At 65.3% G+C, this 26530-nt stretch carries 25 protein-coding genes; 10 read left to right on the top strand and 15 right to left on the bottom strand.

Going from position 1 to position 26530, the window contains the following annotated elements:
- From ACK41V_RS15625 to ACK41V_RS15595, 7 genes are all read right to left on the bottom strand, one after another.
- On the bottom strand, positions 1–1005 hold a 1005-nt coding region (locus ACK41V_RS15625), incomplete at its 3' end, for an ABC1 kinase family protein (protein ID WP_409783524.1).
- Positions 992–1570 carry a DUF2867 domain-containing protein gene (locus tag ACK41V_RS15620; protein WP_409783523.1) on the bottom strand — a complete coding sequence of 193 codons (579 nt, stop codon included), beginning with the start codon at positions 1568–1570 and terminating at the stop codon, positions 992–994. The genes ACK41V_RS15620 and ACK41V_RS15625, both read right to left, overlap by 14 nt.
- Positions 1567–2445, bottom strand: a complete 879-nt coding sequence (locus tag ACK41V_RS15615; RefSeq protein ID WP_409783522.1) for a TetR/AcrR family transcriptional regulator — start codon at positions 2443–2445, stop codon at positions 1567–1569. Before ACK41V_RS15615 ends, ACK41V_RS15620 begins: the two co-directional genes overlap by 4 nt.
- A 128-nt stretch (positions 2446–2573) precedes the next feature.
- Entirely contained in the window at positions 2574–2768 is a 195-nt protein-coding gene (locus ACK41V_RS15610) for a helix-turn-helix transcriptional regulator (protein ID WP_010466251.1), read from the bottom strand.
- Positions 2769–2778: 10 nt separating this feature from the next.
- Positions 2779–3822 (bottom strand): NAD-dependent epimerase/dehydratase family protein, encoded by a 1044-nt coding sequence (locus ACK41V_RS15605; RefSeq protein ID WP_409783521.1) that lies wholly within the window; start codon positions 3820–3822, stop codon positions 2779–2781.
- A 2-nt stretch (positions 3823–3824) separates the two neighbouring features.
- Positions 3825–4217 carry a hypothetical protein gene (locus tag ACK41V_RS15600; protein ID WP_409783520.1) on the bottom strand — a complete coding sequence of 131 codons (393 nt, stop codon included), beginning with the start codon at positions 4215–4217 and terminating at the stop codon, positions 3825–3827.
- 241 nt (positions 4218–4458) lie between these two features.
- Positions 4459–5190: a helix-turn-helix domain-containing protein gene (locus ACK41V_RS15595; protein WP_409783519.1), complete on the bottom strand. Its 732-nt coding sequence runs from the start codon at positions 5188–5190 to the stop codon at positions 4459–4461.
- 122 nt (positions 5191–5312) lie between these two features.
- Between ACK41V_RS15595 and ACK41V_RS15590 the strand changes: the two genes are divergently transcribed.
- From ACK41V_RS15590 to ACK41V_RS15580, 3 genes are all read left to right on the top strand, one after another.
- Complete coding sequence (locus ACK41V_RS15590) at positions 5313–6176, top strand: hypothetical protein (RefSeq protein WP_409783518.1); 864 nt, start codon at positions 5313–5315, stop codon at positions 6174–6176.
- A gap of 65 nt (positions 6177–6241) precedes the next feature.
- The gene (locus ACK41V_RS15585) at positions 6242–8176 is read left to right on the top strand and encodes an MFS transporter (RefSeq protein WP_409783517.1); all 1935 of its coding nucleotides are present in this window, start codon (positions 6242–6244) and stop codon (positions 8174–8176) included.
- A gap of 143 nt (positions 8177–8319) precedes the next feature.
- Positions 8320–9174, top strand: a complete 855-nt coding sequence (locus tag ACK41V_RS15580; RefSeq protein WP_409783516.1) for a hypothetical protein — start codon at positions 8320–8322, stop codon at positions 9172–9174.
- 116 nt (positions 9175–9290) lie between these two features.
- On the opposite strand, the gene ACK41V_RS15575 is transcribed toward ACK41V_RS15580, so the two are convergent.
- The gene (locus ACK41V_RS15575) at positions 9291–10307 is read right to left on the bottom strand and encodes a 1-aminocyclopropane-1-carboxylate deaminase (protein WP_409783515.1); all 1017 of its coding nucleotides are present in this window, start codon (positions 10305–10307) and stop codon (positions 9291–9293) included.
- Positions 10308–10469: 162 nt separating this feature from the next.
- On the opposite strand from ACK41V_RS15575, the gene ACK41V_RS15570 reads away from it, so the two are divergent.
- Positions 10470–10985, top strand: a complete 516-nt coding sequence (locus ACK41V_RS15570) for an Lrp/AsnC family transcriptional regulator (protein WP_409783514.1) — start codon at positions 10470–10472, stop codon at positions 10983–10985.
- A gap of 70 nt (positions 10986–11055) precedes the next feature.
- Here the strand turns inward: ACK41V_RS15570 and ACK41V_RS15565 are convergent, their stop codons facing one another.
- On the bottom strand, positions 11056–12678 hold the full coding sequence (locus tag ACK41V_RS15565) for a surface layer protein NpdA (protein WP_409783513.1): 1623 nt from the start codon (positions 12676–12678) through the stop codon (positions 11056–11058).
- A gap of 146 nt (positions 12679–12824) precedes the next feature.
- Positions 12825–14024, bottom strand: a complete 1200-nt coding sequence (locus ACK41V_RS15560) for a saccharopine dehydrogenase family protein (protein WP_409783512.1) — start codon at positions 14022–14024, stop codon at positions 12825–12827.
- 283 nt (positions 14025–14307) lie between these two features.
- Here ACK41V_RS15560 and ACK41V_RS15555 point away from each other — a divergent pair, with 283 nt between their 5' ends.
- The 5 genes from ACK41V_RS15555 (at position 14308) to ACK41V_RS15535 (ending at position 17905) form a co-directional block, all read left to right on the top strand.
- Complete coding sequence (locus tag ACK41V_RS15555; RefSeq protein ID WP_409783511.1) at positions 14308–14805, top strand: YiaA/YiaB family inner membrane protein; 498 nt, start codon at positions 14308–14310, stop codon at positions 14803–14805.
- A 103-nt stretch (positions 14806–14908) separates the two neighbouring features.
- On the top strand, positions 14909–15364 hold the full coding sequence (locus ACK41V_RS15550; protein ID WP_409783510.1) for a hypothetical protein: 456 nt from the start codon (positions 14909–14911) through the stop codon (positions 15362–15364).
- Positions 15365–15390: 26 nt separating this feature from the next.
- Entirely contained in the window at positions 15391–16236 is an 846-nt protein-coding gene (locus ACK41V_RS15545) for a DUF2145 domain-containing protein (protein WP_409783525.1), read from the top strand.
- A 130-nt stretch (positions 16237–16366) separates the two neighbouring features.
- Entirely contained in the window at positions 16367–17437 is a 1071-nt protein-coding gene (locus ACK41V_RS15540) for a serine endopeptidase (protein ID WP_409783509.1), read from the top strand.
- 78 nt (positions 17438–17515) lie between these two features.
- Positions 17516–17905, top strand: a complete 390-nt coding sequence (locus tag ACK41V_RS15535) for a DUF3597 domain-containing protein (protein ID WP_409783508.1) — start codon at positions 17516–17518, stop codon at positions 17903–17905.
- 195 nt (positions 17906–18100) lie between these two features.
- Here the strand turns inward: ACK41V_RS15535 and ACK41V_RS15530 are convergent, their stop codons facing one another.
- From ACK41V_RS15530 to tgt, 3 genes are all read right to left on the bottom strand, one after another.
- Entirely contained in the window at positions 18101–19504 is a 1404-nt protein-coding gene (locus ACK41V_RS15530; protein WP_409783507.1) for a diguanylate cyclase, read from the bottom strand.
- 318 nt (positions 19505–19822) lie between these two features.
- Entirely contained in the window at positions 19823–22183 is a 2361-nt protein-coding gene (locus ACK41V_RS15525) for a hypothetical protein (RefSeq protein ID WP_409783506.1), read from the bottom strand.
- A 498-nt stretch (positions 22184–22681) separates the two neighbouring features.
- Positions 22682–23854 carry a tRNA guanosine(34) transglycosylase Tgt gene (gene tgt / locus ACK41V_RS15520; RefSeq protein WP_409783505.1) on the bottom strand — a complete coding sequence of 391 codons (1173 nt, stop codon included), beginning with the start codon at positions 23852–23854 and terminating at the stop codon, positions 22682–22684.
- Between the two features lie 109 nt (positions 23855–23963).
- Here tgt and ACK41V_RS15515 point away from each other — a divergent pair, with 109 nt between their 5' ends.
- Complete coding sequence (locus ACK41V_RS15515) at positions 23964–24443, top strand: universal stress protein (RefSeq protein ID WP_409783504.1); 480 nt, start codon at positions 23964–23966, stop codon at positions 24441–24443.
- 115 nt (positions 24444–24558) lie between these two features.
- On the opposite strand, the gene ACK41V_RS15510 is transcribed toward ACK41V_RS15515, so the two are convergent.
- Together ACK41V_RS15510 and ACK41V_RS15505 are read right to left on the bottom strand one after the other, a co-directional pair.
- Entirely contained in the window at positions 24559–24948 is a 390-nt protein-coding gene (locus ACK41V_RS15510) for a hypothetical protein (RefSeq protein WP_409783503.1), read from the bottom strand.
- A 384-nt stretch (positions 24949–25332) separates the two neighbouring features.
- Complete coding sequence (locus ACK41V_RS15505) at positions 25333–26514, bottom strand: phospholipase A (protein WP_409783502.1); 1182 nt, start codon at positions 26512–26514, stop codon at positions 25333–25335.
- Positions 26515–26530: the final 16 nt, after the last annotated feature.

Below are 26530 nucleotides of genomic sequence, written 5' to 3'. Positions count from 1 at the left end.
CACCAGCGCGTCGCGCTGCGGGTCGGCGGCGGGCCTCAGCAAGGCAGACCATGCCTTTGTCACCTGGGCGCGAAAGTGCTCCGACAGAGTGCGCGTGCAGCCAAAGTCCAGCACACCCACCGTGCCATCCGGCGCAAACAGGAAATTGCCCGGATGCGGATCGGCATGCACCCGCCCCAGCACAAAGATGCAGTGCATGAACCAGTCCCACAGGTGCTGCCCTGCCAGGTCGCGCTGCGCTTGCGTGGGGTGGGTGGCCAGCCAGGCCTGCAGGTGCTGGCCCGGCAGAAACTGCTGTGTCAGCACCTGGCCCCGCGTGTGCGACAGGATGGGCTGGGCCAGCACCACGCCCGGCATCGCTGCATGTTGGGCAAACCACTGCAGTTGCTCAGCTTCTTGCAGGTAGTCCACCTCGCGCAGCAGCGTGGTTTCGATCTCGGTCATCACGCTGTCCACCACGGTGGTGGCGGGCAGGGGCATGTCGGTGTGGGCCAGGGCGCGCAGTGCGGCGCGCATCAACTGCATGTCACTGGCGATGGTGGCCGCTATGCCGGGGTATTGCACCTTGACGGCCACCGTGCCGTGGCCTGTCAGCTGGGCGCGGTGCACCTGGCCCAGGCTGGCCGCGGCAAAGGCGGCGGGCTCGAAGTGATCGAACAGCGCCTCGGGCTCTTGCCCAAACGCCTGGCGGAACACGCGCCCCACCAGCGCACGGTTCAGCGGCGGGGCCTGGTGGTGGGCGCGTGCCAGCTCTTGCCGCACGCCCTCGGGCAGCAGGCCGGGGTGCATGCTGAGCAGCTGCGACACCTTGAGCGCCGAGCCCCGCAACTGGCCCAAAGCGCCAAACAGAATGCGGCCCAGCGCGGCTTCGTGGTCGGCCTGCGCCTGGGCAGACGGCGTGCGCACGCGGTGCCCCAGCTGGGCCATGCCGATGCGGGCCGCCGCCAGGCCCGTGATGGTGCCGCGTGCCAGGCGGCCGGTGCGCGGCGCGTCAGCGCGGGCCATGGTTGGAAGGGGCCAGCTGCTGCAGCATGACCTGCACGATGCGGCGATGAAACGGCGTGATGACGGCCATGTACACATGGCCCAGCGTGTTGTGGATGTGCACGACGGTGCTGAGCACCACCGTGGCGGGGTTGTCGGAGTCGTCGGAGTCATCAGCCTGCGCGTGTTTGGTCAACGACACCTGCACGTCGAGGTGTTTATCGTCCTGCCCCATCACCACTTCGGTGTCGCTCAAATGCCGGATCAGGAAGATGCCCACGCGATCTCCGACGCGGTAGCTGCGTGCGTCGCGTGGGGATGCGCCACTGGCCAGCGGATGCATGTCGTGCAACTGCCCCACGCCTTTGAGTCCTACCCATTGCACCACCGTGTTGCGGACTGCCAGCAGGTGTTGCGTCCAGCGGGGTGTGCGGGCCACCACGTCCAGCCAGGTCTGCAGTGCGCTGGTGGCGGGGCGCGGGTCGGTCACGGTGTAGGCATCGAAAAAATGCGCGCCTGGCAAGGTGGCATGGATGACGGTGCCAGCGGGCACCTGGGTTTCGCGCACGGCGTTGGCGGCGTTCATACGGACTTCTTCTTGCGTGGCGCGGCTGCTGGCTTTGCAGCAGATGCGGCTGCAGGGCTGGCGGTGCGTGGTTTGCGCGGCGGTTTGGAAGGTTCCGGCGAGTGGGAGGGTTCAGCAGCTGCCGTGTAGGCGGGCGCAGGGCTGGGCGGTGCGCTGGCCATGGCCTGTTTGGCCAGGTGCAGCATGCCCAGCAGACCACTGCTGTTCTGCACCATGCGCGCCATCTGGCTGCGCAGCACAAAGCCGCCCAGTTGCAGCACGCGGTTGACCAGCCCGCCGCGCAGCGCCTGCACCAACACCCCCAGCGACAGGTCCACCAGCTGCGTGGTGTCGGCAAACTCGTCTGATGTGTCGGCCAGCCAATACGTGACCACCCCGGCCAGGTAGTCGGTGTAGAACCCGCCCGCCATGCCCTTGAAGTCACAGGGCTCGATCTCCCCGCTGGCTTCGGCCGCTTCCAGAAAACTGCTGACCGCCTCGCGCAGGCTTTGCCGCGCCGCCAGGGGTTCCGCCAGCATCGACAGCGGCGAGCGCCGCGCCAGACTGCGCACCTGGGCCACAAATTCGCGGTCGGCCAGCAGGCGCTCCAGCACGGCGTCCGTCAAGCGCTGCAGTTTTTCCTGCAGCTGATAGCCCGCGAAGCCAGGCGTCTGGAGGGTTTCGGCCAGCGCCTGGTGGACCACGTCGTCCAGGTAGCCCAGCACGATGCGGTCTTTGGTGGGGAAGTATTTATAGATCGTCGCGTCGCCAATGCCAGCGGCGCGTGCGATGTCTTTCATCGTCGTGCCGTCAAAGCCCTGGCGGGTCATGAGGTCCACCGCGCTGGCCACGATCTGGCGGCGCGTGGCGTCTTGCTGCTGGCGGGTGGTTTTCACTTTGGTATCTTTAAATTCGTTTAATCAATGATTTAAAGAATAGTGAATTTCCATTAAAGAGTCAATGGGTATCGAAGGATGGGCCCGACGGAGGTGCAGACACTTTCGCCTGTGCGCTGGGCTGCGGCTCAGTCGTCGGGCACAAACACCTGCTCGATGGTCCGCCCGAGCACGGTGGCGATCTTGAAAGCCAAGGGCAGGCTGGGGTCGTATTTGCCCGCTTCGATTGAGTGCACCGTCTGGCGGCTTACACCCAGCGCGTCGGCCAGGGCTTGTTGGGTCATCCCGCGGTCTTGCCGCAGGGCTTTGACGTGGTTGTGCATGCGGGTTGCCTCAGTCCGGCGCCAGGCCATCGGCCACCAGCTGCGCCACGTGCTCGCCCAGCGTGGCGCTGGCCGGCCGGTAGCGGACGCCCAACTCAGCCTGGCTGCGTGTGGTGTCGAACTGCAGCGGATAACCCACGTTGTGGCGCACGTAGCTGCGCGTCATGCCGGCCATGGGCGCGATGAGCCACATCAGCCATCGGGGCACCTCTTTGGTGGGCAGCTTGGCGCTGCGGTCCGGGTGGCTCTGGCGCAGGCGCTGCGCGATCTCCAGCAGGCGCAGGCTTTCGCCCACCACCAGGTAGCGGCCCGAGGCTGCCGGCTGCAGCGCGGCGCTGACGTGCGCCTGCGCCACATCGCGCACATCCACCGTGCCCAGCCACAGCGGCGGCACGCCCTGGCGGAAGGACCCGTCCAGAAACTGGCGCAGCAGCTGCACGCTGGTGGCATCGTCGCGCTGCGACAGCGAGGGGCCGAAGATCGCGCCCGGATGCAAACTCACCAGCGACCAGCGTTTTTGCTGCGCCTGCAGATCCCAGGCGAGGGCCTCGGCGCGCGTCTTGGAGAGCGCGTACGGGTTGCTTTGCGCGGTCGACGTGCGGTTGGTATCCTTTTCGTTGAGCACATGCCCCGGGCGGGATTGCAGCTCGTCGCTGTCGCCGAACATCGCCACGATGCTGCTGGTAATGACCACACGCTCCACGCTCGCCGTGCGGCTGGCCGCATCCAGCACATGGCGCGTGCCCGTCACGGCGGGGGCGATGAGCTCGCGCTCGGGGTCGGCCGAAGGCCCCAGCTTATAGGGCGAAGCGGTATGCAGCACCGCGCTGCAACCCTGCATCGCAGCGTCAAAGCCCTGCGCTCCGAGCAGGTCGGCCTCAAACAACGTGAGCTGGCCGGGATGCGCCTGTGCTAGGCGCTGCAGGTGCGCGACCTTGCGCCCGTCTTTCAGGCTGCGCACCGTGCCGTGCACCGTGTGGCCCTGCTCCAGCAGCAGCTTCACGATCCACGACGCCAGGTATCCGGCCGCGCCGGTCACCAACACGCGGGCCATGCTCAGCTCACCCGGTGGTGGGTGATGCACAGGCCCAGGCCCCAGGCGGCGATCAGCCCGGCGGCCACGGCCAGCGGGTGCACGGCAGGGGCCATGCCCAAGGCCTGCACCGCGGACGCCACCAGCAGCATGGCCAGCGCCAGCCCCACCGCCCATTGGCAGGCGCGGCCATGCATCTGGCGCTGCAGTTCGTCCAGTTGGCGGTAGCGGCGATAGCCCAGCCACGCCAACAGCCCACACGCTGCCGCGAGTAGCCGGGCCGCCCACCGGCCCGACGCCAGCGGCAGGTGTGCGAGTTCAAGGCTAGCGACGCCCAGCAAGATAAGCACGAGCAGGCCGGAGAGCACCTTGGCCAGGTAGCTAATTTGTTCCAGGGGAGGGGGAAGTGCGTTCATGTGGGCCTCAAAAAGTAAAGTTTGCTTTACAAATTGTCGTGCTGTGAAGGTGGCGATGTCAAGTTTCTTTTACTTCCAAAAAGGCAAGCTGACTGCAAAAATTCCAGAAATTCAGTGTTTTTTGCCTCTAGCGCTTATTGGTAAAGCGCTATAAGCTATCAAAAATGTAGTGATGGGTGCGTCTATCGCTTTAGGTGTGCCCGGCGCCACCCGCCACGACGGTAGGTCAGGGAGGAGCCGGTCACCTTCTCATCGTCGTGAACGCCTCAAACTCCCAGCTGCGCATCGCCAGCAGCAGCGTGTAGCCCTCCCGTTCACGGTCGGGCAGCTTCTGGTCGGCCAGGTGTTGTTGTGCAAAGTCCTGCGCGACGCGCTGCATGCGCTCCATGAAGGCGGGCGCCAGGCTGCGGCTGATGGCGCCGTGCACCAGCAGCACGCCTTCGCCCGGGCCGTCAAAGCCCCCCGCAAAGTAGTCGAGCAGGGCGTGCTCGCGAAAGTAGTTCATCACCGGGCCATGCGGGCGCCAGCGGAAGGTTTTGGCCAGCTTCAGGCGATAGCGGTTCAGCGGCCGCAGTTCGATGATGCCGATGCGGTCGAGCTGCGCGAGGTATTTGATGCCCTCGGCCTCGGTCAGCCGGTAGTTGGACGTCACCTGCTCCAGCGTCCACTGGCTCAACACACAAATCGCCATCAGCAGCAGTTTCTTGTCGGCCACCACGGCCTTTTCCTGCTCTTGGGTCAGCTCTTTCAATAGCGGCTGTTCGTCGGCCACACGCCGCGCCAGGTCGGCAAAGTCCAGCGCCAGCGCGCGGCAGATGGCGTCGATGCGCGACAGCGGCATGTCGCCTTTGGCCAGCATGCGTTTCACGCTGGACTCGGCCATGCCCAGGGCCAACGCCAGGTCGGCGTAGGTCATTTGCGCGGTCTTGAGTTCTTTCTTGAGGGCGAGAACGAGGTCGGCGGTAGTGCTCATGGGTATCGATTATCAATACCCAGAGTGGCTTGGGTAGCCCTCTGAGCGACTTTCTGGTGTCTGGCTGACCGCGGCTGAACACACTGCGCGGCATTCCCCACTCATCCACGGATGCGACAACCATGACCTTTCTGACTACTCTGCCCACCCGGCGCCAAAAGCCCGCGACGCGCGCAGAAGCGGGCCTGCTGCTGGGCGTGGTGGCCCTGCTGGCGCTGGCCGTGTTCGGGCCCGTGCTGCCTGCCGGTGAACATCAGCACGGTTTTGCCGACCAGCGGGCGCTGTGGGGCATCCCGTGCGCGCTGGACGTGCTGAGCAATCTGCCGTTTGCCATCGCCGGGGTGTGGGGCCTGTGGGCTCTGCGCCGCCTGGCGCCGGGCGCTCTGGACCACACCTCGCGCGTGCTGGCAGCGTTGTTTTTTGCTGGTCTGCTGTGCACGGCGGTGGGCTCCAGCGTGTACCACTGGCAACCGCTGGATGCGGGCCTGCTGTGGGACCGGCTGGGCATGGTGCTTCCGTTTGCGGGCCTGCTGGGTCTGGCTGCGGCCAGCCGCGTGAGTGAGCGGGCAGGCTGGGCCATGGCAGGCGCGGTGCTGTTGTCGGGGCCGCTGGCGGTGCTGTGGTGGGCACACACCGGCAACGTTTTGCCCTGGGCCGTGGTGCAGCTGGGCGGCATGCTGGTGGTGTTGGCGCTGGCCTGTTTGCCACGGCGCGACGGTGCGCTGGCGGTGCACTTGGGCGCGGTCATTGGCCTGTATGCCGTGGCCAAGTTGTTCGAGGCGGCGGACCACGCCGTGTTTGACGCGACCTACCGCTGGGTGTCGGGCCACAGCGTCAAACACGTGCTGGCGGCGGGCGCCGCCTGGCCTGTGCTGATGGCACTGGCGGCATTGCGCAACAGTGCCGAACGGGGCGTGCCGCAGGTCACGCTGTCCGGGCAGAATGGCGCCCACGCCGTGGGTGTCGCCCGCAGGTCGCGCGCATGAACGCGCTTGACGGACGGGCACGGAAAATTCCAACAAGCCAACCCATCGGAAACGAGGAGAAACGCATGCACCCCGAGACCCCCTCCACCAGCGCTGCACCCGCGCACGAGGACCCGAACCAGTTCGCGCTGCTGCGACAGCGGCGTTTTGCGCCGTTTTTCTGGACGCAGTTTTCTGGCGCCGCCAACGACAACCTCTTCAAGTTCGCCTTCACCGTGATGGTGACCTACCAGCTCAGCGTGTCGTGGCTGCCGCCTGCGATGGCGGGGCTGGTGATCGGTGCGCTGTTCATCCTGCCGTTTTTGCTGTTCTCGGCCACATCGGGGCAACTGACCGACAAGTACGACAAGACGAAGATGATCCGCTTCGTGAAGAACATGGAGATCGCCATCATGCTGGTGGCCGCCGTGGGCTTCATCGGCGGCAACATCCCCATCCTGCTGCTGTGCACCTTTTTGATGGGTGTGCATTCCACGTTGTTTGGCCCCGTCAAGTTCGCCTACATGCCTCAGGTGCTCAGCGAGCGCGAATTGACGGGGGGCAATGGCATGGTGGAAATGGGCACCTTTGTGGCCATCCTGCTGGGCAACGTGGCGGGTGGTCTGTTGGTCGCGTTGCCGGGCATTGGCCACACCACGGTGGCGGTGGCCTGCGTGGTGGCGGCGCTGGCCGGGCGGGCGGTGGCGCAGTTCATTCCGTCGGTGCCCGCCACCGATCCGGGCCTCACCATCAACTGGAACCCCTTCACGGAAACCTGGCGCAACCTCAAGCTCGCGCACCAGAACATTGTGGTGTTCCGCTCGCTGCTGGGCATCAGCTGGATGTGGTTCTTTGGCGCGGTGTTCCTGAGCCAGTTCCCGAGCCTGGCCAAAGAGGTGTTGCATGGCAACGAGCAGGTGGCGTCGCTGCTGCTGGTGGTGTTCTCGATTGGCATTGGCATTGGCTCGCTGCTGTGCGAGGTGCTTTCGCGCCGCCATGTCGAGATTGGCCTGGTGCCACTAGGTGCCATCGGCATGAGCGTGTTCTCCATCGATCTCTACTTCGCGTCCCGCAGCCTGCCGCCCTCCGAAATCATGGGCCTCATGGCTTTTGTGGCCCAAAGCGCCCACTGGCGTGTGATGCTGGACCTGGCGCTGCTCAGCCTGTTTGCGGGCCTGTACAGCGTGCCCATGTACGCGCTGATCCAGATGCGCAGCCAGCCCACCCACCGCGCGCGCATCATCGCGGCCAACAACATCCTGAACGCGCTGTTCATGATTGCGAGTTCGTTGATTGCAGGCGCATTGCTGGGCGCAGGTTTCACCGTGCCGCAGATCTTTTTGTTCACCGGCATCGCCAATGCGGTGGTGGCGTTCTACATCTTCATGCTGGTGCCCGAATACCTGCTGCGTTTTGTGGCCTGGATGTCTTCGCGGTTTGTGTACCGCTTCAAGGTGCAGGGCGACGAAAACCTGCCCGCGCAGGGCGCCGCCATCCTGGCCTGCAATCACGTGAGTTTTATCGACGCGGTGCTGCTCATGGCCGCGAGCCCCCGGCCGATCTACTTCGTGATGGACCACCGCATCTTCCGCGTGCCGGTGCTCGGGTGGCTTTTCCGCCTGGCCAAGGCGATTCCGATTGCGCCCTACAAGGAAGACCCCGCCACGTACCAAGCCGCGTTTGACCGTGCAGCGCAGGTGCTGCGCGAAGGCGACTTGCTGGCCATCTTCCCCGAAGGCGGCATCACCAAGGACGGTCAGTTGCAGGAGTTCAAGGGCGGCATCATGAAGATCATCGAGCGCGCGCGCGAAGAGGGCATCGAAGCGCCGGTGATCCCCATGGCGCTGACCAATCTGTGGGGCTCGTACTTCAGCCGCATCGAGCAGGGTGGCGCCATGGTGCGGCCGTTCCGCCGGGGTTTCTTCAGCCGGGTGGGGCTGAACGTCGGCCACGCGGTGGGCGCCCGCGAGGTGCAGCCCACCATGCTGCGCGAACGCGTACAGACCTTGCTGGTGAGCTGACTTCGGCCCTCGGGCTTCGGTGCGCAGGGTTGTGGGACGGGGCGCCGCCGTACGACCGGACGACGGCCCCCCGTCCCACATTTGCGCAGTGTGGTGTGGACTACGGTGACTCCTTTGCCAACGTATTGCAAAGGAGACTGACCATGGCTTACTCCATCACCCAGGCCCGCACCGTGCTGACCGCTGCCGAACTGGAGCTTTTCGACCAAAGCCGCGCCGAGCCCATCAAGGCGCTCACGCTTGCGCGGCTTCGCGGCAAAGTCACGCGGGCGCGCACGTTGCGCGACAAATACCGTGACCTCTATCGCCGCCAGACGGTGGCCGTGCGCGGTGCATCGTACCCCAAGGGGCGCTCGCCCGTGGGTGCAGACAATGAACGGACTCAGCGCAAGGCTGACATCCTGCAAGAGGTGCTGGGGCGTTTTGAAGCCCGGGTAACCCAGCTGGAATCACGCGAAGCACGCGAAAGCTCAAGCAGCAGCGCAGCCGCCCCCAAGCGAAGTGCCCCAAAGGCGGCGGCCCAAAAAGCCGTGCCCCAGGCGCCGGTGAAGCCAGCGGCGAAAAAGTCTGCAACCCCCACAGCGAGCAAGAGCGTCCGCAAGACGGCAACCAAAGCACCGTCGTCTACCACCGCGGTTGCCAGTGCCGCATCGGGTACCAACACCAACACCCAGTCCGCGAGCCCCAAGGCCAGCGCTGACAAGAATCAGCTCGGCCCGGTCGCCGCGGCTGACACCCATGGCGCAAGCGCTGCCCGCCCCGAGCCGCTGCAGGCGGCAGTGCTGAATCAGCACGCCACCCGCTCATCCAAGGCGCCATCGGACAAAGCGCCCACGTCCAACGGAAAGGCGCATGCACCGCTGGTCCATGCGCCCATCGACATGGTTCCTGCCGCGTTGCGTGGCAATCCAATGAAGCAGGCGCCTGGCCAGATCGCGATCCATGCGCACCAGGGGTCTGCAGTGCGCCGCGCCCAGGGCAAGCGCGACAGCCGCTGACCTAACCGCCACAGCACGGCTTGCCTGCCGCCGCGTGTGTTGAGGCAGCGCGTCAGATGGCTGCCAACGTGGCCAATTGCGCCCAGCGCGCTTGCTCTGTATCGGTGCCGGGTGGGTCAGCCGTTGCGAAAAAGAAAGCTGTAGGCGTTCAACGCCGGCACCCCTCCCAGGTGCGCATACAACACGCGAGAGCCTTCGGGGAATTCGCCTTTGCGCACCATGTCGATCATGCCGTGCATGGATTTGCCTTCGTACACCGGGTCGGTGAGCATGCCTTCCTGGCGCGCGCACAGGCGGATGGCTTCGAGCGTGCCCTCGCTGGGCAGGCCGTACTCGGGGCCGCCGTAGCGGGTGTCCAGCACGACGTCCTCGGCGGTGATCTCCTGGCCTAGCTCGACGAGCTTGGCGGTGTTCTGCGCGATGCGCAGCACTTGGGCGTGTGTCTTTTCTGGCTTGGCCGAGGCGTCGATGCCGATCACCTTGCGGGCGCGGCCATCGGCCGCAAAGCCGACCACCATGCCTGCCTGTGTGCTGCCGGTGACCGAGCACACCACGATGTAGTCAAACTGGAAACTCAGTTCTTTTTCCTGCTGGCGCACTTCTTCGGCAAAGCCGACGAAGCCCAGCCCGCCGTACGGGTGCTCTGAGCAGCCTGCCGGGATGGGGAAGGGCTTGCCACCGGCCTTCCTCACATCTTCCATGGCCTGCTCCCAGCTGGGGCGGATGCCGATGTCAAAGCCCGCTGCATCCAGCCGCACATCGGCGCCCATGATGCGGCTCATCTCGATGTTGCCCACGCGGTCATACACCGCGTCGGAATAGTTCACCCAGTTCTCTTGCACCAGCACGCATTTCATGCCCAGGTGCGCGGCCACCGCGGCCACTTGGCGCGTCTGGTTGGACTGGATGCCGCCGATGGACACCAGCGTGTCGTAGCCGCCGGCAATCGCCTCGGGGATGAGGTATTCGAGCTTGCGTGTCTTGTTGCCGCCAAAGGCCAGGCCGCTGTTGCAGTCCTCGCGCTTGGCGTACAGATGCACCTTGCCGCCCAGGTGGGCCGACAGACGCGGCAGCGCGGTGATGGGCGATGGCCCGAAGGTCAGCGGGTGGCGGGCAAATTTCTGCAGGTTCATGGCGGTGTTCCGGTCGATGGAAAGGCGGTGGGTGCAAGGGTGCTTGCAGTGCCTTCATCGTAGAAAAACACGCGCATCAAGTGGTTGCGAACTTGTCGAAAATTGCGGAGATTTATGAATCTGTATAAGAATTGAGGCGACTAATATTTCTGGATTCTGCCAATGTGCGCAACAAAAGTTCGTCCCACGAATGTCCCGCAGGCAGATGTGTCCGCAGAGCTGGACCGCACCGACAAAACCATCCTGCGCCAGTTGCAGCGCGATGCCTCGCTGTCCAACGTGGCCTTGGCCGAGAAGGTGCACCTGAGCGCGCCCGCCTGCTTGCGCCGGGTCGAACGGCTCAAACGCCTGGGCTTGATTGATGGGGTGGTGGCACTGCTCAACCCCAAGGCTGTGGGCGCGGGCATGCTGGTGATGATTGGCGTGGTGCTGGACCGCTCCACGCCCGAGTCGTTTGCCGAGTTCGAAAAGGCCGCCGCCAAGGTGTCCGGCTGCATGGAATGCCACGTGGTCACCGGCGAGTTTGACTATTTTCTGCTGGTGCGCACGCGCGACAACGACAGCTTCAACCGCCTGCATGCCGAGCAGTTGCTCTACCTGCCAGGCGTGCGGCAGGTGCGGTCGTTCATGGTGCTGCGCAATGTGCTGTCGACGACGGAGCTGCCGCTGGCGGTTTGAGAGGCACCTGAGTTGGTACGCGCTACCCGCAACCGCGGCGGGTAGCGCGCCGCCGTTATCCCCTACGGCCTCACGGCTGGCGGCTCAGAATATGCGGAAAGGTGATGCCGTAGTTGGCGGCAACGCCGGGCGTTGCGTTCGGGTTGGTCAACTTGAGCACGGCCGCACCGATGACAGGCCGTCCAGGCCGCATTTCGGGAGCCAAAGACATCCAGCCGTTGGTGAACCCCCGGCCATAGTCCCAGCGGGACACTGAACTCGACAGTACCGAAGGACCGGTGTTGAACGAGACGATGGCGGCTGCGCCGCAACTGGCGACGTTCGGCGGGGGCGCAATGAAAATCGGCCCGGCATTTGACCAAGTTCCTTCGCGGTCGGCGACAGTCTCGCTGTACGACTCGCAGGCTTGGTGGGATCGCGCAAACGTGGAGGTGCTGTCATAGAACTGGGCCTGTCCGCTGCCGACCGGCGGCACGACGGAGTACACCAGCGCGGTTGCCGCCTCCTGGCTGTAGTCATAGCCCACGCTGTAGCGCTTGGTAGGCATCGAAAGGATCCAGTCCGTCTGCGCCGAAATGCTGGCGTCGCGCGCGTACTGGTTGCGCACGGTGCTGGTCATCAGGCGCGCGGTCAAGTCTGCGGCCGTCTGGCGTGCGTGGGTGGCTGAGGGTGGCAGGTAGTACGGAGTAGAGAGGTCGGGCAGGTCATGGAGCCGGGCCTGAACGACCTGTGACGCCGTGGGTGACGCGGTGGTGCCCTCAGCGGTCTTGGAGCGACTGGCCAGCCCGGCAGAGACGAGCAATGGGTCTGCGGTGTATCGCTCAGGTTGGTCGACCACCAGCGCAGACTGCGGGAACACCACAAAGTTGCCCCGCGCAGGCGCCCCTGCGTTGTCCACAGCGACGACCGAGGTGGCAGGGCCAGAGAGGGTGGTGGAGGCGGGGACATCGATGATGTACCAGGTGGCACTCAATCCGCCCGAGGGCGCCGCAAAGCCCAGGCCGGCGGCCTGCGATTCGTCGCCGATATCGCGGGTCAGGGCTTCGTCCAGGGATGTGGGCGTGCAGGGCGCCTGCCCGGTGAGCAGACGGGTCGCGAGGTACAGGCTGGAATGTGCATCGGCCTGTGCGCCATACACCCGGGCTGAGGGGATGTCCGCCATCAGCAGCGCCTCCGCCGTCCCCTCGCGGGTATTGTTGTGAAGGGTTTCCTGATTCCACGCTGGATTCAACCGGTCGACCAAGAACGGTTGGGCAGCTCCTTTGGCGAGCACAGGGTAGGTGCAGGTGTTGTCGGCGGTTGCCAGTTGCGCCCGTCCATCCGGTCCGCTGGTGAGGGCCGCGGTCCAGGTGTCGCCAGGCGACATCAGAACCTGCAGGCTCAGCAGGCTGTCGCCGTTGCCGGCGCCGCGAAAACGCAGTTTGACCGCCTTGCCGTTGCTGAAGTCGGTGTTGATCAGATGCAGCACCGTCATCTGCCCTCGCTGCACCGTGAAGTATGGGAACAACAGGTGATGGCCCGGTGCAGTCTCTGAAACCCGCAAGGCCACCGCGTTGGTTGCGCCCAGGGCGGTGCGCGATGGGGCCGCGCCCGTGCCCGCAATCACGCCGGCCATTGCCGCAGTAGGCACGAGCTGAAACATACACAGCGCTGCGCCCAGTGCTGCTGCCCGCAGCGTTTTCTTTGTCGTCATCTGCTCTCCCTGTCCGTCTGATGTGCTGGAACGGGGCAGTGTAAGTTGCTCATTTGCCCGGTGGAGGGCGCATTGACAAACGGGTGCAAAGGCGCCGCTGCGACCGCGCGGGCCGCAGAGGGCGGCCCGGCGGTAGGGTCAAGACGTCAGGCGGCCACTTGCGGCGCGGACTCCACCGCAAAGCTCAGCCCCGCATTCGCCTGCAGCCGTGCAATCAGTTGGTCTCCCATCGCGGGCGCCGTGGTCCAGATGCCGCCGCGGGTTTCGTTCGCATCCTGCAGCAGACACACAGCCGCCTCCGCAATCATCTTGGACGTGGACCCGTAGCCCGGGTCGCGGTCACCCTTCACGCCCACGCGCAGCGTGTTGCCTTCGGCGTCGGTTCCAAGGAACAGCACGTCGTAAAAGCCGTTCTCGCGTTCTTCGCGCGACGGGCCTTCGCCGGGCTTGGGGCCTTTGTCAGAGCCCAACGACTTGTCGCCCGCCACGGCGTTGGCAATGGCCTCGCCTTTTTCGCCGGGGCCGGTGATCAGCATTTCGTCGTAAACAAAATTGATGCCGTAGGCGTGCTGCAGCAAGAAATTGGAGCGGTGCACGTTGCGGGTGTTGATGGCGGCCATCACGAACGGGGCGACCCACACACCCTCGCCGAGCGCCTCATCCACCATGGGCTTGTGGCCTGTGGGCTGGCGCGGTCCTTCAAAGCCCGGCGTGAGTGAGAAGGGGTTCTTCAGCAGGTCCAGCACGGCGGGGTCGGCGGCCGATGCAGCCATGGTGGCTTTCAGGCTGGCGGCAGTGCCGCCCGAGAACGTGCCCTTCATCTTGCGCACGCGCCCACGCACGCGGCTGGCGGGGTGGCCGAATCGGGTTTTCATTTCTTTTTGCAGCAGGAACACGCCCAGGTCAAACGGAATGGAATCAAAACCGCACGAGAACACGATGCGTGCGCCGCTGGCCTTGGCCGTGGCTTCGTGGGCGTCGATCATGTGGCGCATCCAGGCGGGTTCGCCGCACAGGTCCACATAGTCCACCCCGGACTTGGCGCACGCGGCCACCAGTTCGTTGCCGTACAGCTGGTAGGGGCCCACGGTGGTCAGCACCAGGCGGGTCTGGTCCATCAGGGCTTGCAGGCTGGCGGGGTTGCTGGTGTCGGTCACGACCAGCGGGGTGTCGGCGGGGGCACCCACTTCGTCGCGCACGGCGGCCAGTTTTTCGGCATTGCGCCCGCCCATGGCCCAGCGCAGGCCGCTGCCAGCGGGGTAGCGCTGCAGCAGGTATTCGACCACCAGGCGGCCTGTAAAGCCGGTGGCGCCGTGGACGATGAGGTCAAAGGGTTTGGTGGTCATGGGGTATCTCCGTGCAAGGCGCTGTGGGTGCTGTGAGGCTGTGGCTGTGGCTGAGGCCAGGGTCGTGGCGGCGATTGTGAGAGACAAGCGCGCAGCCGTCTGTCGCCCAGGTGCTGCGCAACTCGAATCCATTCGGGGCGATAAAACCCGGAAAAGTATCGATAAGCGATACCCAATAGCCGGTGCAGGGCCACTGCGGTGCATGAAGCCAGACGCCGATGCGGCGCCCGGTCACTATTCGCTCCGTGTTCAACCACGGGCCTGTGTGGCCCACCCCATCTGTATGTCGTCTACCTCTTCCCTCATCGTTCAGCGTGACACCCGTGCCTGGCAGTTGCAGGTGTGGGTTTCGTTCGGTATCGCCGTGTTTTTGTGCGCCGTGGGGCTGGCCTGGCTGCCGGGTCAGCAGCTGGAGCAGGCGTTCATGGTGATGGGATATGTGTTCTGTTTGTCCGCCGCGTTTGTGCTGGCCAAGTTTGTGCGGGACAACGAAAGCGCCACACGCCGCGGCGCAGGTGACACGCCGATGTGGAAGCTGGTGGTGTGGGGCGGCTTTGTCGTGGCGATGGGCCTGACAGGCTGGGGCCTGCTGGGCATGGACATCAACACCACCTACAAAGCATTTTTGGGCGTGAGCTGGTTGTACCTGATCACCACAGCGTTCACGTTGGCCAAGATGCTGCGCGACCGCCACGAGGCCGACCTGGCCGAAGCCCGCCTGCAAGGCCGCCGCGAAGCCGCTGCTGCACAGTCTGCAACGTCTGGTAACAACGCGAACTGAGTTTCCGGCATCCGCCATCCAGTGATGGCGGATGCTCGGAGGTTGCCCTGAAAAATCCGGTGCTGCAGACAACCGCGCAGCACCTCCCGTGAGGAGTGAAACCATGAAGAAATTTCCGAAGATCCTGACCCTTGCCCTGGCCGCCGGCCTGCTGTGCACGCTGGTCGCCTTGCCCGCACGGGCCCAGAGCGAGGCTTCGGCCGCGCTGTCGCTGCTGCCCGTCGCGTCGGTGGTGGGCACGGCATCGGTGGCGTCTGCCGCCGCTGGCGCGGTCGTGACGGTGCCTGCTGCACTGTCGGTCGCCGGTGCGGTGCTGACGGTGAAAACGGTGGAGGCATCGGCCACCGGCACGGTGTACCTGTTGGAGCGCGCCTCCGACGGCGCTCAGGTCAGCGTCGAAGTGGCGGGCCGGGGTGTGGGCGCATCGGCCCATGCGGTGGGCACGCTGGTGACTTGCAGCGTGATCGGAACGGGCGTGGTGCTGTCGGTGGCGGGTGAAGCGATTGCGTTCGTGCCCAACGCCATCGGCCGTGCGCTGCTGCACAACGAGCGTCTGTGAGGAGCGCCGCCATGGCTGTGCAGCAGATGACACCAGCGCATGTTCGCGTGCGCTCCTTCAACCCCGCCATGTGGTGCATGGCCCTGGTGGCCGGTGCGGCCTTGCTGGCAGCGCCTGCGGCCCACGCGGGCCGATCCTGCGAGGCGACGAAACCCCTGCCTGCCAAGGTGATCGAGCGCGGCATGCAACTGGCCCAGCAGACCTCGGCCGCGTTGGATGCAGAACATGCCAAATCGGGCACGCGGGTGGTAGCGCTGGGCCGCGCAGGGCAGGACCTGAGCAAGTACGGCCTGCGTTATTCGCACTTTGGTTGGGCCTACAAAACCCCCGAGGGCCCGTGGCGCGTGGCCCACAAGCTCAACGAGTGCGGCACGGCGGTAGGCCACCTCTACCGCCAGGGGCTGGGCGAGTTCTTTTTGGACGACCTGTGGCGCTACGAGGCGGTCTACGCCGTGCCCACGCCCGAAGTGCAGCAGCGCCTGCTGGCGGTGTTGCAGGACACCGCTCGCACCCGCACGCTGCAGCAACCGGCCTACAGCATGGTCAGTTACGTGTGGGGCCGCAAATACCAGCAGTCCAACCAGTGGGCGCTGGAGACCCTGGCCGTGGCCATGGAGCCCGCCACTGTGTTGACGCGCGACCAGGCGCAAGCGTGGCTGCAGTTCAAGGGCTACACGCCCACCACGCTCAAGCTCGGGCCGCTCACGCGCATGGGCGGTCGCGTGGGGTCGGCCAACATCGCGTTTGACGACCACCCCGGCGACAAGCGGTTCTCAGACCGCATCGAGACGGTCACGGTGGACTCGGTGCTGGCCTGGCTGCAGCGTGCGCAGCTGGCGGCAGCGCCTGTGACCTTTGTGATGAAAAATTGAATGAAAATGGGCTCTAGCGCTTATTCCATAAGCGCTAGCAGCTATAAAAAGAGAAGCAAATGCCTTGATCGCCGCCTTTCGGGGCAATGGCGATGGGGTTTTTGGTTGATCCATCACAGAGGAGAAGACCGTGAGCAAATCCCTGCGTTTGTCTGAAAAATGGTTCCGGCGTGGCCTGTGGCTGGTGGCGCTGGTGTTTGCCAGTTTCCTCATCGGCCTGGGCGGTACGCTGGTGGGAGACCTGCCCAAGGTCGAAACCCAATTGCAGGTGGATGACTTTCTGGACAAGGCCGCCGCGCAAACCCTGCGCAAGCAGGTGCGCGACGCGCGCGATGCCGAGCAGGACGCGCAGACGGCGCTGGAGCAAGCCCAGTTGCAGCGCAGCAAGGCGCAGAGCGAAAGCCGCACCGCACGCGACAGCTTTGACAGCTGGCTGGCCACCCGCAGCGTGACCCAGCGCGCCGACCAGGACCCCGAGGTGCTGTCGCGCACCCAGGGGCTGGACGCCCTGCGCATCAACGAGCGCAAGACCCAGCAGGCGGTAGAGCAGCAACAGCAGGCCGCACTGGATGCGCGCCAGGCTGCCGCCGCTGCTACAGACCGCTTGCACGATCTGGAAGCCAGCGGCTACGAGCTGATGCGCGTCGAGCAGCGCAAGGTGGAGCTGCGGGTGTTTCTGTACCGCCTGGCACTCACCCTGCCGCTCTTGGCGATTGCGGGCTGGTTGTTTGTCAAAAAGCGCAAGGGCACCTACTGGCCGTTTGTATGGGGCTTCATCTTCTTCGCGTTGTTCGCTTTCTTCGTGGAGCTGGTGCCTTACCTGCCCAGCTACGGCGGATACGTGCGCTATGTGGTCGGCATTGCCATCACCGCCATCGTGGGGCGCTACGCCATCCTGGCGCTCAACCGCTACCTGGAGCGCCAGAAGCTCGCCGAGGCGATGCCCGACCAGGAGCGCCGCAAGGAGCTGAGCTACGACGTGGCCCTGGCGCGCCTGGCCAAAAGCGTGTGCCCTGGCTGCGAGCGGCCGGTGGACCTGAAGAACGAGAAGATCGACTTCTGCCCCCACTGCGGCATTGGCCTGTTTGACCACTGTGGCCAGTGCAGCACCCGCAAGAGCGCGTTTGCCAAGTTCTGCCATGCATGTGGCACGGGGGCAGAGAGCGGGTCGTCCACTGCATCTCCAGCCACGCCAGCGTGATACAACGCCAAACAGCGTTTGGGTTGTTCCCGGGTGCTGCTGCCACAACTATCTTCAACGCCATTCCAAGGAGTCCTCATGGGTTTTTTCTCCAAGATTTTTTCGAAGATTTTTCCCTCTGCCAATGCGGCCGAAGTGGTGCCCGTTCCACCGGCGGCGGCCTCCGCAGGCGCTCCGGCCTCGGCAGCACCTGCAGCGCCGCCATCCATTCCTCTGGGCGACGTGGCGCCGATCCTGGATGCCATGCCGGGCGCCAGCGGCTTGAACTGGCGCACCTCCATCGTCGATCTGCTCAAGCTGCTAGGCCTGGACAGCAGCATGGCTGCGCGCAAGGAGCTGGCGGGCGAGTTGTTTTACAGCGGCAGTGACGAACCCGGGTCCGCCGCCTGGAACATCTGGCTTCACAAACAGGTGATGAGAAGCATCGCGGCCAACGGTGGCACGCTGCCGCCCGAACTGCGCGACTAACCGCTTTTTCACTTCAAACCCAGACGACACCTGCCGCACCCCACGGCAGGTGTTTTTTTGTGTGCATCGGGGGTGCCCACGAGCCCTGTGCTTTGCTGTGTTGTGGCGATGGTCGCCACCCTCAAGACTCGATCTGGAAGCTAAACAGGGTACGGGCGGCGTCTCCCGGTCCTGGTGTCTGGTCCCGTTTTCCCGCTATCCCGTCAACACGCGGTTGCGCCCTTCGGTCTTGGCACGGTACAGCGCGGCGTCGGCGGCGAGCAGCAGGGTGTCGATGTCTGCCTCGCCACTCATCGAGGCGCTGTGCACCAGGCCAATGCTGACGGTTGCGTGCAAGGTCTGGCCCGCAGGCGCCACTGCAAAGGGCTGGCTGGCCACGGCGTCCCGCAGGCGCTCCGCGATGGCCTGCGCCTCGGCGTGGGACACCTCGGGCAAGACCACTGCAAACTCTTCTCCGCCCATGCGGCCCAGCGCGTCCTGCGCGCGCAACGCGGTGCCCATCGCCTGGGTGATGCCGATGAGCAGCTGGTCTCCGGCGCTGTGCCCGTATTGGTCGTTGACGTGTTTGAAATGGTCGATGTCCAGCATCAGCACCGCCACACCGGCCGTTTCGCGTCCATAGCGGGTGAGCAGGCGTTGGCCCTGGCGCATGAAGGCGCGGCGCGCCAGCACGCCGGTCAGGTCGTCGTGGCGCACCGCGTGGTCCAGGCGGCGCAGCGTTTCGGCGCGGGCCGCGCTGGCGCAGGCCACGGCCAGCGGCCCCAGCGCCAGCAACGTCACGCCCACCCGCAGCGAGAACACGTCGCCCGCGTGCGCCGGGGTGAAGTTAAGCACCCCCATGGCGACACCCGCCATGGTCCACAGGCACACCACCAGCGACAGCAGGCTGGCCACAAAGGTGCTGTAACTCAACGCGCACCACAGCAAGCCGGGCACGGCAAAGGCCAGCACGCCCGGTCCGCCCACCAGCCCGCGGATACCTTCCGCCAGCAGCAGCGAGCCCACTGGCGCTACCCGCCAGAACATCGGTGCCCCTTGCACGGCCGAGGGTGGGTCGTCATCGCGCGGGGCCGCTAGCACCACGGGCACGATGAGCATGTAGTTCATCAGTTCTGTGCTGAACCACAACGACAGCAGGTCTGTCCAGGGGGAGTTGAAGTACACCGGGGCCGCGCCGCTGCCCGCCAGCGCACCCGCCGCGCTGGCTGCCAGCGCCGCCAGCAGCAGGTACATGGCCGACACCGTGCGCCGCAGGCGAAGCACTGGCTCGCTCAGGCGGCGCAGCAGCAGCCAGCCCACCGTCACGCTCAGCAGGTTCGCGCCGTTGAGCCACAGCGACATGCCCCAGGAACTGCCAGTGATCAGGTCGGCAGCCATGTAGCCCACCGCCGCCGCCCCCCAGGCGGCCGGGCGCGCCAGAGCGGGGTAACGCACCAAAATCCCCAGCAACAAAGCGTTAGCGGGCCAAAACGCCGACAGAAAGCCGATGGGCCGCGCAAAGATGCCCACCAGGCAGGCGGCAAAGACCAGCACACCCAGGCCCAGCCAGAGCCATGACCGTGGAAGCGACCGGGGGCGCGCAAAGGAGAGGGTCATCATGGTGTGGAGCGAAGTGGCAGCGGGGCTGCTGGCGATTGTCATCGGGCGCAGTGGGTTACGCGCCAGTAGGCTCAACACAAAAAAACATTTATTGACAATTGCGGGGCTGCGTGTTGCGTGCGGCCATCACCCGAGGGGTGAGATTGCGGTGGCGGCTATCGGTTTTGATTTCTGCTGTTGGTTGGAGTACGAAGGCCGGGAAACTCCCGGCCTCCGCCCTCAACACAAGCATGCAAATAACTATAAAAACAATAGCTAGCAGTGCTTATTCCATAAGCGCCAGAGCCAAATTTCACCAAAAATGGAAAGAAATCCACCTCAATACAAATACACCGCGCCCGCGTTGGTTCTGCTCTCGTCCACCGGGTTACCGCCAATGCCGTTCGATCCGCCGTCTTCCGTGGATGCCCCCACGGCCAGCGTATGCCCATCGCCCGATAGCGCCACGCGGCCACCGAACCGGTCGCCGCTGCCGGTGTTGGGCGCCTTCAAATAGGTCTGTTGTACCCAGGTGCCCGCACTGCGGCGAAACACCAGCACGGCGCCTGCATCGGTGGCGCTGGTGTTGGCTTGATCTCCGTTGAAGCCGCTGGCGTTGCTGTCGTCCCGGTAGGAGGGCACGACCAGGGTGTTGCCGTCGCTGGACATGGCCAGGTTGTTCCCGAAACGGTGGGGCGTGCGGGTGTTGGAGGCTTTCAGATACGCCTGGGTGGACCAAGACCCGCCCGCGCGGGTAAACACAAACACCGCGCCCGAGTTGACGGCCAACGTGTTGCTGGCAGGTGGCACCGGGAATGTGCCTGTGTGGTTGCTGCTGTCTCCGTCCATGCCCACGGCCAGCGTATTGCCGTCGCCAGACAGCTGGACCGCCACGCCAAAACGGTCGTTTGCGAGAGGAGCGGGGGCCTTCAAATACGCTTGCTGCAGCCACGCGCCTGCATTGCGCTGGAACACATAGGCGGCCCCCGCATTGGTCAGCGAGTCATCCGCAGGGGTGGCGGCAGAGGCGCTGCCTTCCAAAAATGCGCCGACGGCCAAGGTGTCGCCCGACCCGGACAGGCTGAGATAGATACCGAAGAAGTCGCCTGCCCCCGCGTTGGAGGCTTTGAGATAGCTTTGTTGCGCCCAACTGGTGCCGGTGCGGGTAAAAACATAGGCAGCACCCGACGCCGCATAGGCCGCGTTGCCATGGGTGCCGGTCAGATCGCCATCCTCGTTGTAGGCGGCAACAGCCAGCGTGTTGCCATCGTTCGAGAGGGCAACGAACGAACCGAACAAATCGCTGGCGTCGGTGTTGTGCGCCTTGATGAATGCCTGCTGCGACCACGCGGCGCCCGTGCGGGAATACACATACACGGCGCCCGAGCTGTTCGCCAGGTTGTTGCTGGCCGGCATCGTCGCAAAGGTGCCTGTCTGATCGCCACTCTCGCCGTCCGCCCCAATGGCCAGCGTGTTGCCATCGGCAGACAAGGCCAGCGCGTTTCCAAAGTAGTCGTTGGCCTCCCCGTCGGGCGCCGCAATGCGGGCCTGCTGCGACCAGGTGGCGCCGCTTTTTGCAAAAACGTACACCGCGCCCGTGTTGCCGCCCTCTCCGTAGGCGCCCACGGCCAGTGTGGCGCCGTTGCTGGACAGGGCGACACGGTTGCCGAAGCGGCCTTCGACGGTGGTGGTGGAGGCTTTGACGTAGCCAATGGCCTGCACCATGTCCGCGGCGACGGACGCGGAGGGGGCGCTGCAGCCGCTCACGTTGCAGGCTTGCACCGTGTAGGTGGCGTTCAGCCGGTGGTGCAACAAGGTCGGCACGGCATAAACCAGGGTGGTGGCCGCCGTAGAACCCACGGGTGCGGGTGCCAGTGGGCCAGCGCCATCGGGGTCTTCGGACACGGTGTAGCTGCTGGCACCCGCCGCGGTTACCCAGGAAAAAGTCAGTGCCTTTGGTCCATAGGTGATGCCCAGCCCTGTCGGTGTGGGCGCTATGGGCGGTGGCGGAGGGGGTGGGGGGGGCGGCACGGACACAGTGCGGCAAAACACCTGCACCTGGGTCACCGGTGCCACAGCCACGCCCGTTGCCGCTTCCACCACGCAGGCCTGGTCCACGGGCTGTGTGTGCACGGCCACGGTGTAGGCGCTGCCGTGAGGTACCGGCACCACAAAACGGAATGCGCCATTGGCGGTCACCGTTAAATCCGCCGCGCCGTTGAGCCGCAGGGTGACAGCGCCCACCAAGCCAGAGACGGTTCCGCCGACGGTATAGGTGTGGGTGGTGCAGGTCACCAGAATATTTGTGACCGGGCCTGCCACGACACCCGAGCCGTTTTCCACCACGCAGGTCTGCCCGGCGGGCTGGGTGCGCACGGTGATGTTGTAGGCCTCGCCTTGGGAAATGCGGGTGGAGTAACTGCCGCTGGCCGTGATGGTCAATTCGCCGCCGGTGCTGTTGGCCAATACGAGTGTGCCGCTCAGCCCCGTGACGGTGCCGCCCACCGAGTGCTGCACGGTGGCGGGAGGCGGTGGCGGCGGGGGCGTTGCCACATCGCCACCACCGCCACAGGCCATCAGCAAGGCTCCCACCACCCACGCAGCGCACAGCCGCGCGGCCCAACGAACTGCACCGGAATCTGATCCGGCACGGACCTGCGGACGCTGTGGTTTGGGGTGGATGGAAAGCGGGCGATGCATGGTGGAGATCTCCGGGTGCGGCAGCGGGGTGAGTGTTCCAACGGCGCGCTCAAAATTGGAAAAACCGCCACTCAACGCGCGTGGTCCGGGCGCTGGGGAGGTGCCACGCACTCTACGGTCGATGGGTGTGTTGACCCATCCCCACTGAAGCAGGGTTGACAGGTGTGCGGGGCGGTGCAGAAAACCGCTGGACCGCACGCCACGCCCGGTGCACGGGCTTCGGTCAGGGAGGGTGCGCGCAGTGCGGTGGGCGGCTCAGCGCCGCTGTCACCACCGCTTGCAGTACCGCTTGACGACCCGGGCCATGCGCCATGCCCAGGAGGCGCGGGCTCGCGCCAGCACCGCCGCCTTCAGGTGTACCCAGTGCGCGTGCCCGCCAAGGCCCGCAGCGGCCAGCGCAGCCAGGGGTGCATCAAAGTTTTAATGATTTTGGCGTCTAGCGCTTATGCATCATGCGCTAGTAGCTATCAAAATAATAGTAAATGAGCAGAGCGTCTGTCACACGCCCCGCGCCCGCTCGGCCTTGAAGCGCGCGCGGAACTGCGCAAATTCGCCCGCGTCCAGCGATTCGCGCACCTCGCGCATGAGGTTCAGGTAGTAGTGCAGGTTGTGCACCGTGGTGAGCATGGGGCCCAGCATTTCGCCGCAGCGGTCCAGGTGGTGCAGGTAGGCGCGGCTGAAGCCCTCGCGCCCGCCGTCGTCCCACGACACGCCCGACATGCCCGCGCAGGCGTAGCAGGTGCAGCTGGTGTCGAGTGGCTGGTGGTCGGTCTTGTGGCGGGCGTTGCGGATCTTGAGGTCGCCAAAACGCGTAAACAAGGTGCCGTTGCGCGCGTTGCGGGTGGGCATCACGCAGTCGAACATGTCCACGCCGTCGGCCACGCCTTGCACCAGGTCTTCGGGCGTGCCCACGCCCATCAGGTAGCGCGGCTTGTGGGCGGGCAGGCGGTGGGGCGTGTGCGCCATGATGCTCAGCATCTCGTCCTTGGGCTCGCCCACGCTCACGCCGCCAATGGCGTAGCCGGGGAAGTCCATCTCCACCAGCGCGTCGAGCGATTCCTGGCGCAGGTTTTCGAACATGCCGCCTTGCACGATGCCGAAGAGGGCATTGGGGTTTTCCAGACGCTCGAACTCGGCTTTCGACCGCACAGCCCAGCGGCGGCTCATCTCCATGGACTTGCGCGCCTCGGCCTCGGTGGTCAGATGCCCCTTGGTCTCGTACGGCGTGCACTCGTCCAGCTGCATCACGATGTCGGAGTTGAGCGTGGTCTGGATCTGCATGCTCACCTCGGGCGACATGAAGAGCTTGTCGCCGTTCACGGGGCTGGCAAAGGTCACGCCTTCTTCGGTGATCTTGCGCATGGCGCCCAGGCTCCAGACCTGGAAACCACCCGAGTCGGTGAGGATGGGCTTGTCCCACTTTTCAAAGCCATGCAGGCCGCCAAAGCTCTGCATCACATCGAGGCCAGGGCGCATCCACAGGTGGAAGGTGTTGCCCAGGATGATTTGTGCGCCCATGTCGTGCAGGCTGCGCGGCATCACGCCCTTGACGGTGCCATAGGTGCCTACGGGCATGAAGATGGGGGTCTGCACCACGCCATGGTTGAGCGTGAGCGTGCCACGGCGTGCGTGGCTGGTGGGGTCGGTTTTGAGGAGGTCGAACTGCAGCATGATGGGGCGCATTGTCCCAGACGGGCTACCCTGACCTGGCTCAAGGGTATGGGCTGGCGCTGGCGGATGGCGTCGCTACACTGGTCTTCACTGACTCAAGGAGAACACCATGCTCAAGATTCTTATCGCCGTGGACGGCTCCGAACTCGCGCTGGACGGCGTTCACCACGCGCTTGCGTTGGTTCGCCAGGGGCTGCAGGCGTCGATGGTGCTGGCCAATGTGCAGGAGCCCGCCACCCTGTACGAGCTGGTCACCACCCGCGACCCCGACTTGATTGCCGCCGCCAGCCTGGAGGCGGGCGACCACCTCATGGCGTCTGCGCGTGCACTGCTGGATGCAGCGGGCGTTTCGTACGAAACCGATGTGGGCGTGGGGGATGTGGCGCACACCCTGGTGGACATGATCGAGCGCTCGGGCTGCGACATGGTCGTCATCGGCGCCAAGGGCCAGGGCGCCATCACCAGCGCGCTGCTGGGTTCGGTGTCGCAAGAGGTGGCGCACGCCAGCCCCGTGCCGGTGACCATCGTCAAACATGCCGAAGTGCTGGAGCTGGTGGACGGCGACGTGGCCGAGGACGCCGAGGCCTGATCGCTCGACCAGAAGACCAGCGCAAACGACAAGGGCCGCTGCGTGCGGCCCTTGAGATACTTTGCGATGGGGAACAAGGCGCGAAGCCTTCTTCCTGCTAATTTCTACACGCCAATCAGGCAGCCTTGCGAAACGGCTCGGCAGCAGGCCGCTGCAGCTTGCCATGCGGCAACGTGGCCAGGCGCGAGAACATACGGCGCACATAGCCGTTCACCCACAGGCATTTATTGAGTTCATCCACGGGCAGCGGGCCCGACACCACCACGATGTCGTTGGCCATCTCTTGCGCCCCGGCAGCGCGCAGGCGGCGGCGGGTGTTGTTGGCCCAGGACTGGATGCGCGTGGGGCTGCCATGCTGGTGCACCTCGCCCGTGTGCGCATCAAACGCAATGGCGACGGTGTCGGTCTTGAGCTTGAACCTGCGTTCTCCCGTGACGGCGCTGGGCGTGTCGCGCATGTCGTACAGGTAGTAGCTGCCTGCCTTAAGCTGGTATTGCATGTCCATGGGGTGTTCCTCTCTGCTCACATTTTGGAGGGGCGCACACAGGGGCAATGGCAGGTTAAACGGCGGGAAAACCGCTCTTATCAAAAGCGTGGCGCGCTGCGGGCCATGGCGTCTGGGTGCGCGTGCCATTGTGGCGGCGCATCGACACCGCGTCGCAAAACTTGAGGGCGATGTCGTAACGAGTTGTGAGTGCGTGCGGCGCCGAACTGGGCCGAGCATTTCGCCGTCCGGACTTGCTCGCCAACCGCAGAGACTGGCGCGGCCCAAGCCAGGGCAGCCGTGCAAGGGCTGCCCCGCCGCACTGGCTGCGTCCCCCGTCCCGAATTGCGCAGCAATTCGAGAGAAGGGGTGAAGGCGCGCAGCGCCTCAGGGGGATGTACCTGGCTAGAAGTCCACCAGGCTCAGACCAACGCTGAACACCGTCCGCTTGCGGTTGTAGTCGATCATGCTGTCGCCGTAGCCGTTGAACAGCGCGGTGTGCAGGCGCAAGTTGGTCTTGCCACCGAAAATGCCCGTTCCCAGGGCCTGCATCCACTCCACGCGGACCGACCCGCGGCCCGAGCTGGACAACGAGCTGCGCAGGGTCGCGCCCACGGTGTTGTTCTTGTCGTAGTTCCACAGTGCAGACAACTCGCCACGGCCCACGTAGTCGCTGATGTTCGGGTTGTTGTCGCTGTCCGCGCTTTCGGTAAGGCGCCGCCACAGGCGTGCGTTCACGCTCCAGTTGTTGCCCAGCTCCAGGCCGGTCATCAGGTACACGCGGTTCCAGCTGCGCGACAGGGGATCGCTCTGGCCGTTGGATTGGTGCACCAGCCCGATGCCGCTGTAGCGCCACTTCCAGCCAAACGGCAGCTCGGCCGTGGTGGGGTAGACGTACATGACTTCAGGTTCATGGTCGGTGGTGCGGAAGGGGCGCGAGATCTCGGGTGTGAACAGCTGCCAGTACGACTGCTGCGTGTACCCCACCCACACAGAGTCCTTCAGCGTGGGGTGCCCCTGGGTGAGCAGTCCCTGGGCCACCTTGGTGCGCACCGACAGCTGAATGCGGTTTTCGGTACGGCGGTACGGCGTGGACTCCGTGGCCGAGCCGTTTTCGGAACCGGACGTGGGCTGGCGGTTCACGCTGCTCGATGCCACCACCGACACGGTGATGGGGCGGTAACCGCGAAAGCTGAAGGTGCCGCAGTCGCTGCCCGATTCCAGCTCCCAAAAGCGCGACAGGTCGCTGTACTGCGGATCGCGGCAGCCTTCGGTGCGCGCGACGTCGATGACGCGGGTGGCGGGCAGCGTGGTGTCCACCGGTGGCGCCACCGCCGCAGCGGCCCCCGCTGATGCAGCCGGCGCTTGCCAGGCTTGCTGGGCAGCCCACTGGTCAAAGCAGGCCAGGCGGGCCTGGCTGTCGCTGGACAGCGCGGTGCAGCGGCTCAGCGCGTTGGCCGCGCCGCTGGCAGCCGAGGGGGTTGCGGCCGTCGCCTGTGCCAACGCGGCGCCTGCGGGTGCCAGCGCTGCCAATACCAGGGCTGCCGTGTGGTGCAGGCGCCGGTTGCGGTGGGTTGCGGGGGTCATTGCCAGCCCGCCTGCT

Origin of the sequence: Acidovorax sp. (assembly GCF_046291265.1) — a bacterium.
Classification (GTDB): domain Bacteria; phylum Pseudomonadota; class Gammaproteobacteria; order Burkholderiales; family Burkholderiaceae_C; genus Acidovorax.
Note: the sequence above shows the minus strand (reverse complement) of the source record. Positions and strands in the feature narration are given on the sequence as shown.

Bases quoted from the DNA above. Each gene is read 5' to 3' on its own strand.
- ACK41V_RS15565 (WP_409783513.1), bottom strand. From the start codon at position 12,678: ATGACGACAAAGAAAACGCTGCGGGCAGCAGCACTGGGCGCAGCGCTG.
- ACK41V_RS15525 (WP_409783506.1), bottom strand. From the start codon at position 22,183: ATGCATCGCCCGCTTTCCATCCACCCCAAACCACAGCGTCCGCAGGTC.
- ACK41V_RS15505 (WP_409783502.1), bottom strand. From the start codon at position 26,514: ATGACCCCCGCAACCCACCGCAACCGGCGCCTGCACCACACGGCAGCC.
- ACK41V_RS15580 (WP_409783516.1), top strand. From the start codon at position 8,320: ATGGCTTACTCCATCACCCAGGCCCGCACCGTGCTGACCGCTGCCGAA.
- ACK41V_RS15595 (WP_409783519.1), bottom strand. From the start codon at position 5,190: ATGAGCACTACCGCCGACCTCGTTCTCGCCCTCAAGAAAGAACTCAAG.
- ACK41V_RS15605 (WP_409783521.1), bottom strand. From the start codon at position 3,822: ATGGCCCGCGTGTTGGTGACCGGCGCGGCCGGATACCTGGCGTCGTGG.
- ACK41V_RS15530 (WP_409783507.1), bottom strand. From the start codon at position 19,504: ATGATGACCCTCTCCTTTGCGCGCCCCCGGTCGCTTCCACGGTCATGG.
- ACK41V_RS15510 (WP_409783503.1), bottom strand. From the start codon at position 24,948: ATGGACATGCAATACCAGCTTAAGGCAGGCAGCTACTACCTGTACGAC.
- ACK41V_RS15610 (WP_010466251.1), bottom strand. From the start codon at position 2,768: ATGCACAACCACGTCAAAGCCCTGCGGCAAGACCGCGGGATGACCCAA.
- ACK41V_RS15555 (WP_409783511.1), top strand. From the start codon at position 14,308: ATGTCGTCTACCTCTTCCCTCATCGTTCAGCGTGACACCCGTGCCTGG.
- tgt (WP_409783505.1), bottom strand. From the start codon at position 23,854: ATGCTGCAGTTCGACCTCCTCAAAACCGACCCCACCAGCCACGCACGC.
- ACK41V_RS15560 (WP_409783512.1), bottom strand. From the start codon at position 14,024: ATGACCACCAAACCCTTTGACCTCATCGTCCACGGCGCCACCGGCTTT.
- ACK41V_RS15620 (WP_409783523.1), bottom strand. From the start codon at position 1,570: ATGAACGCCGCCAACGCCGTGCGCGAAACCCAGGTGCCCGCTGGCACC.
- ACK41V_RS15585 (WP_409783517.1), top strand. From the start codon at position 6,242: ATGCACCCCGAGACCCCCTCCACCAGCGCTGCACCCGCGCACGAGGAC.
- ACK41V_RS15515 (WP_409783504.1), top strand. From the start codon at position 23,964: ATGCTCAAGATTCTTATCGCCGTGGACGGCTCCGAACTCGCGCTGGAC.
- ACK41V_RS15550 (WP_409783510.1), top strand. From the start codon at position 14,909: ATGAAGAAATTTCCGAAGATCCTGACCCTTGCCCTGGCCGCCGGCCTG.
- ACK41V_RS15575 (WP_409783515.1), bottom strand. From the start codon at position 10,307: ATGAACCTGCAGAAATTTGCCCGCCACCCGCTGACCTTCGGGCCATCG.
- ACK41V_RS15570 (WP_409783514.1), top strand. From the start codon at position 10,470: ATGTGCGCAACAAAAGTTCGTCCCACGAATGTCCCGCAGGCAGATGTG.
- ACK41V_RS15545 (WP_409783525.1), top strand. From the start codon at position 15,391: ATGACACCAGCGCATGTTCGCGTGCGCTCCTTCAACCCCGCCATGTGG.
- ACK41V_RS15535 (WP_409783508.1), top strand. From the start codon at position 17,516: ATGGGTTTTTTCTCCAAGATTTTTTCGAAGATTTTTCCCTCTGCCAAT.
- ACK41V_RS15590 (WP_409783518.1), top strand. From the start codon at position 5,313: ATGACCTTTCTGACTACTCTGCCCACCCGGCGCCAAAAGCCCGCGACG.
- ACK41V_RS15600 (WP_409783520.1), bottom strand. From the start codon at position 4,217: ATGAACGCACTTCCCCCTCCCCTGGAACAAATTAGCTACCTGGCCAAG.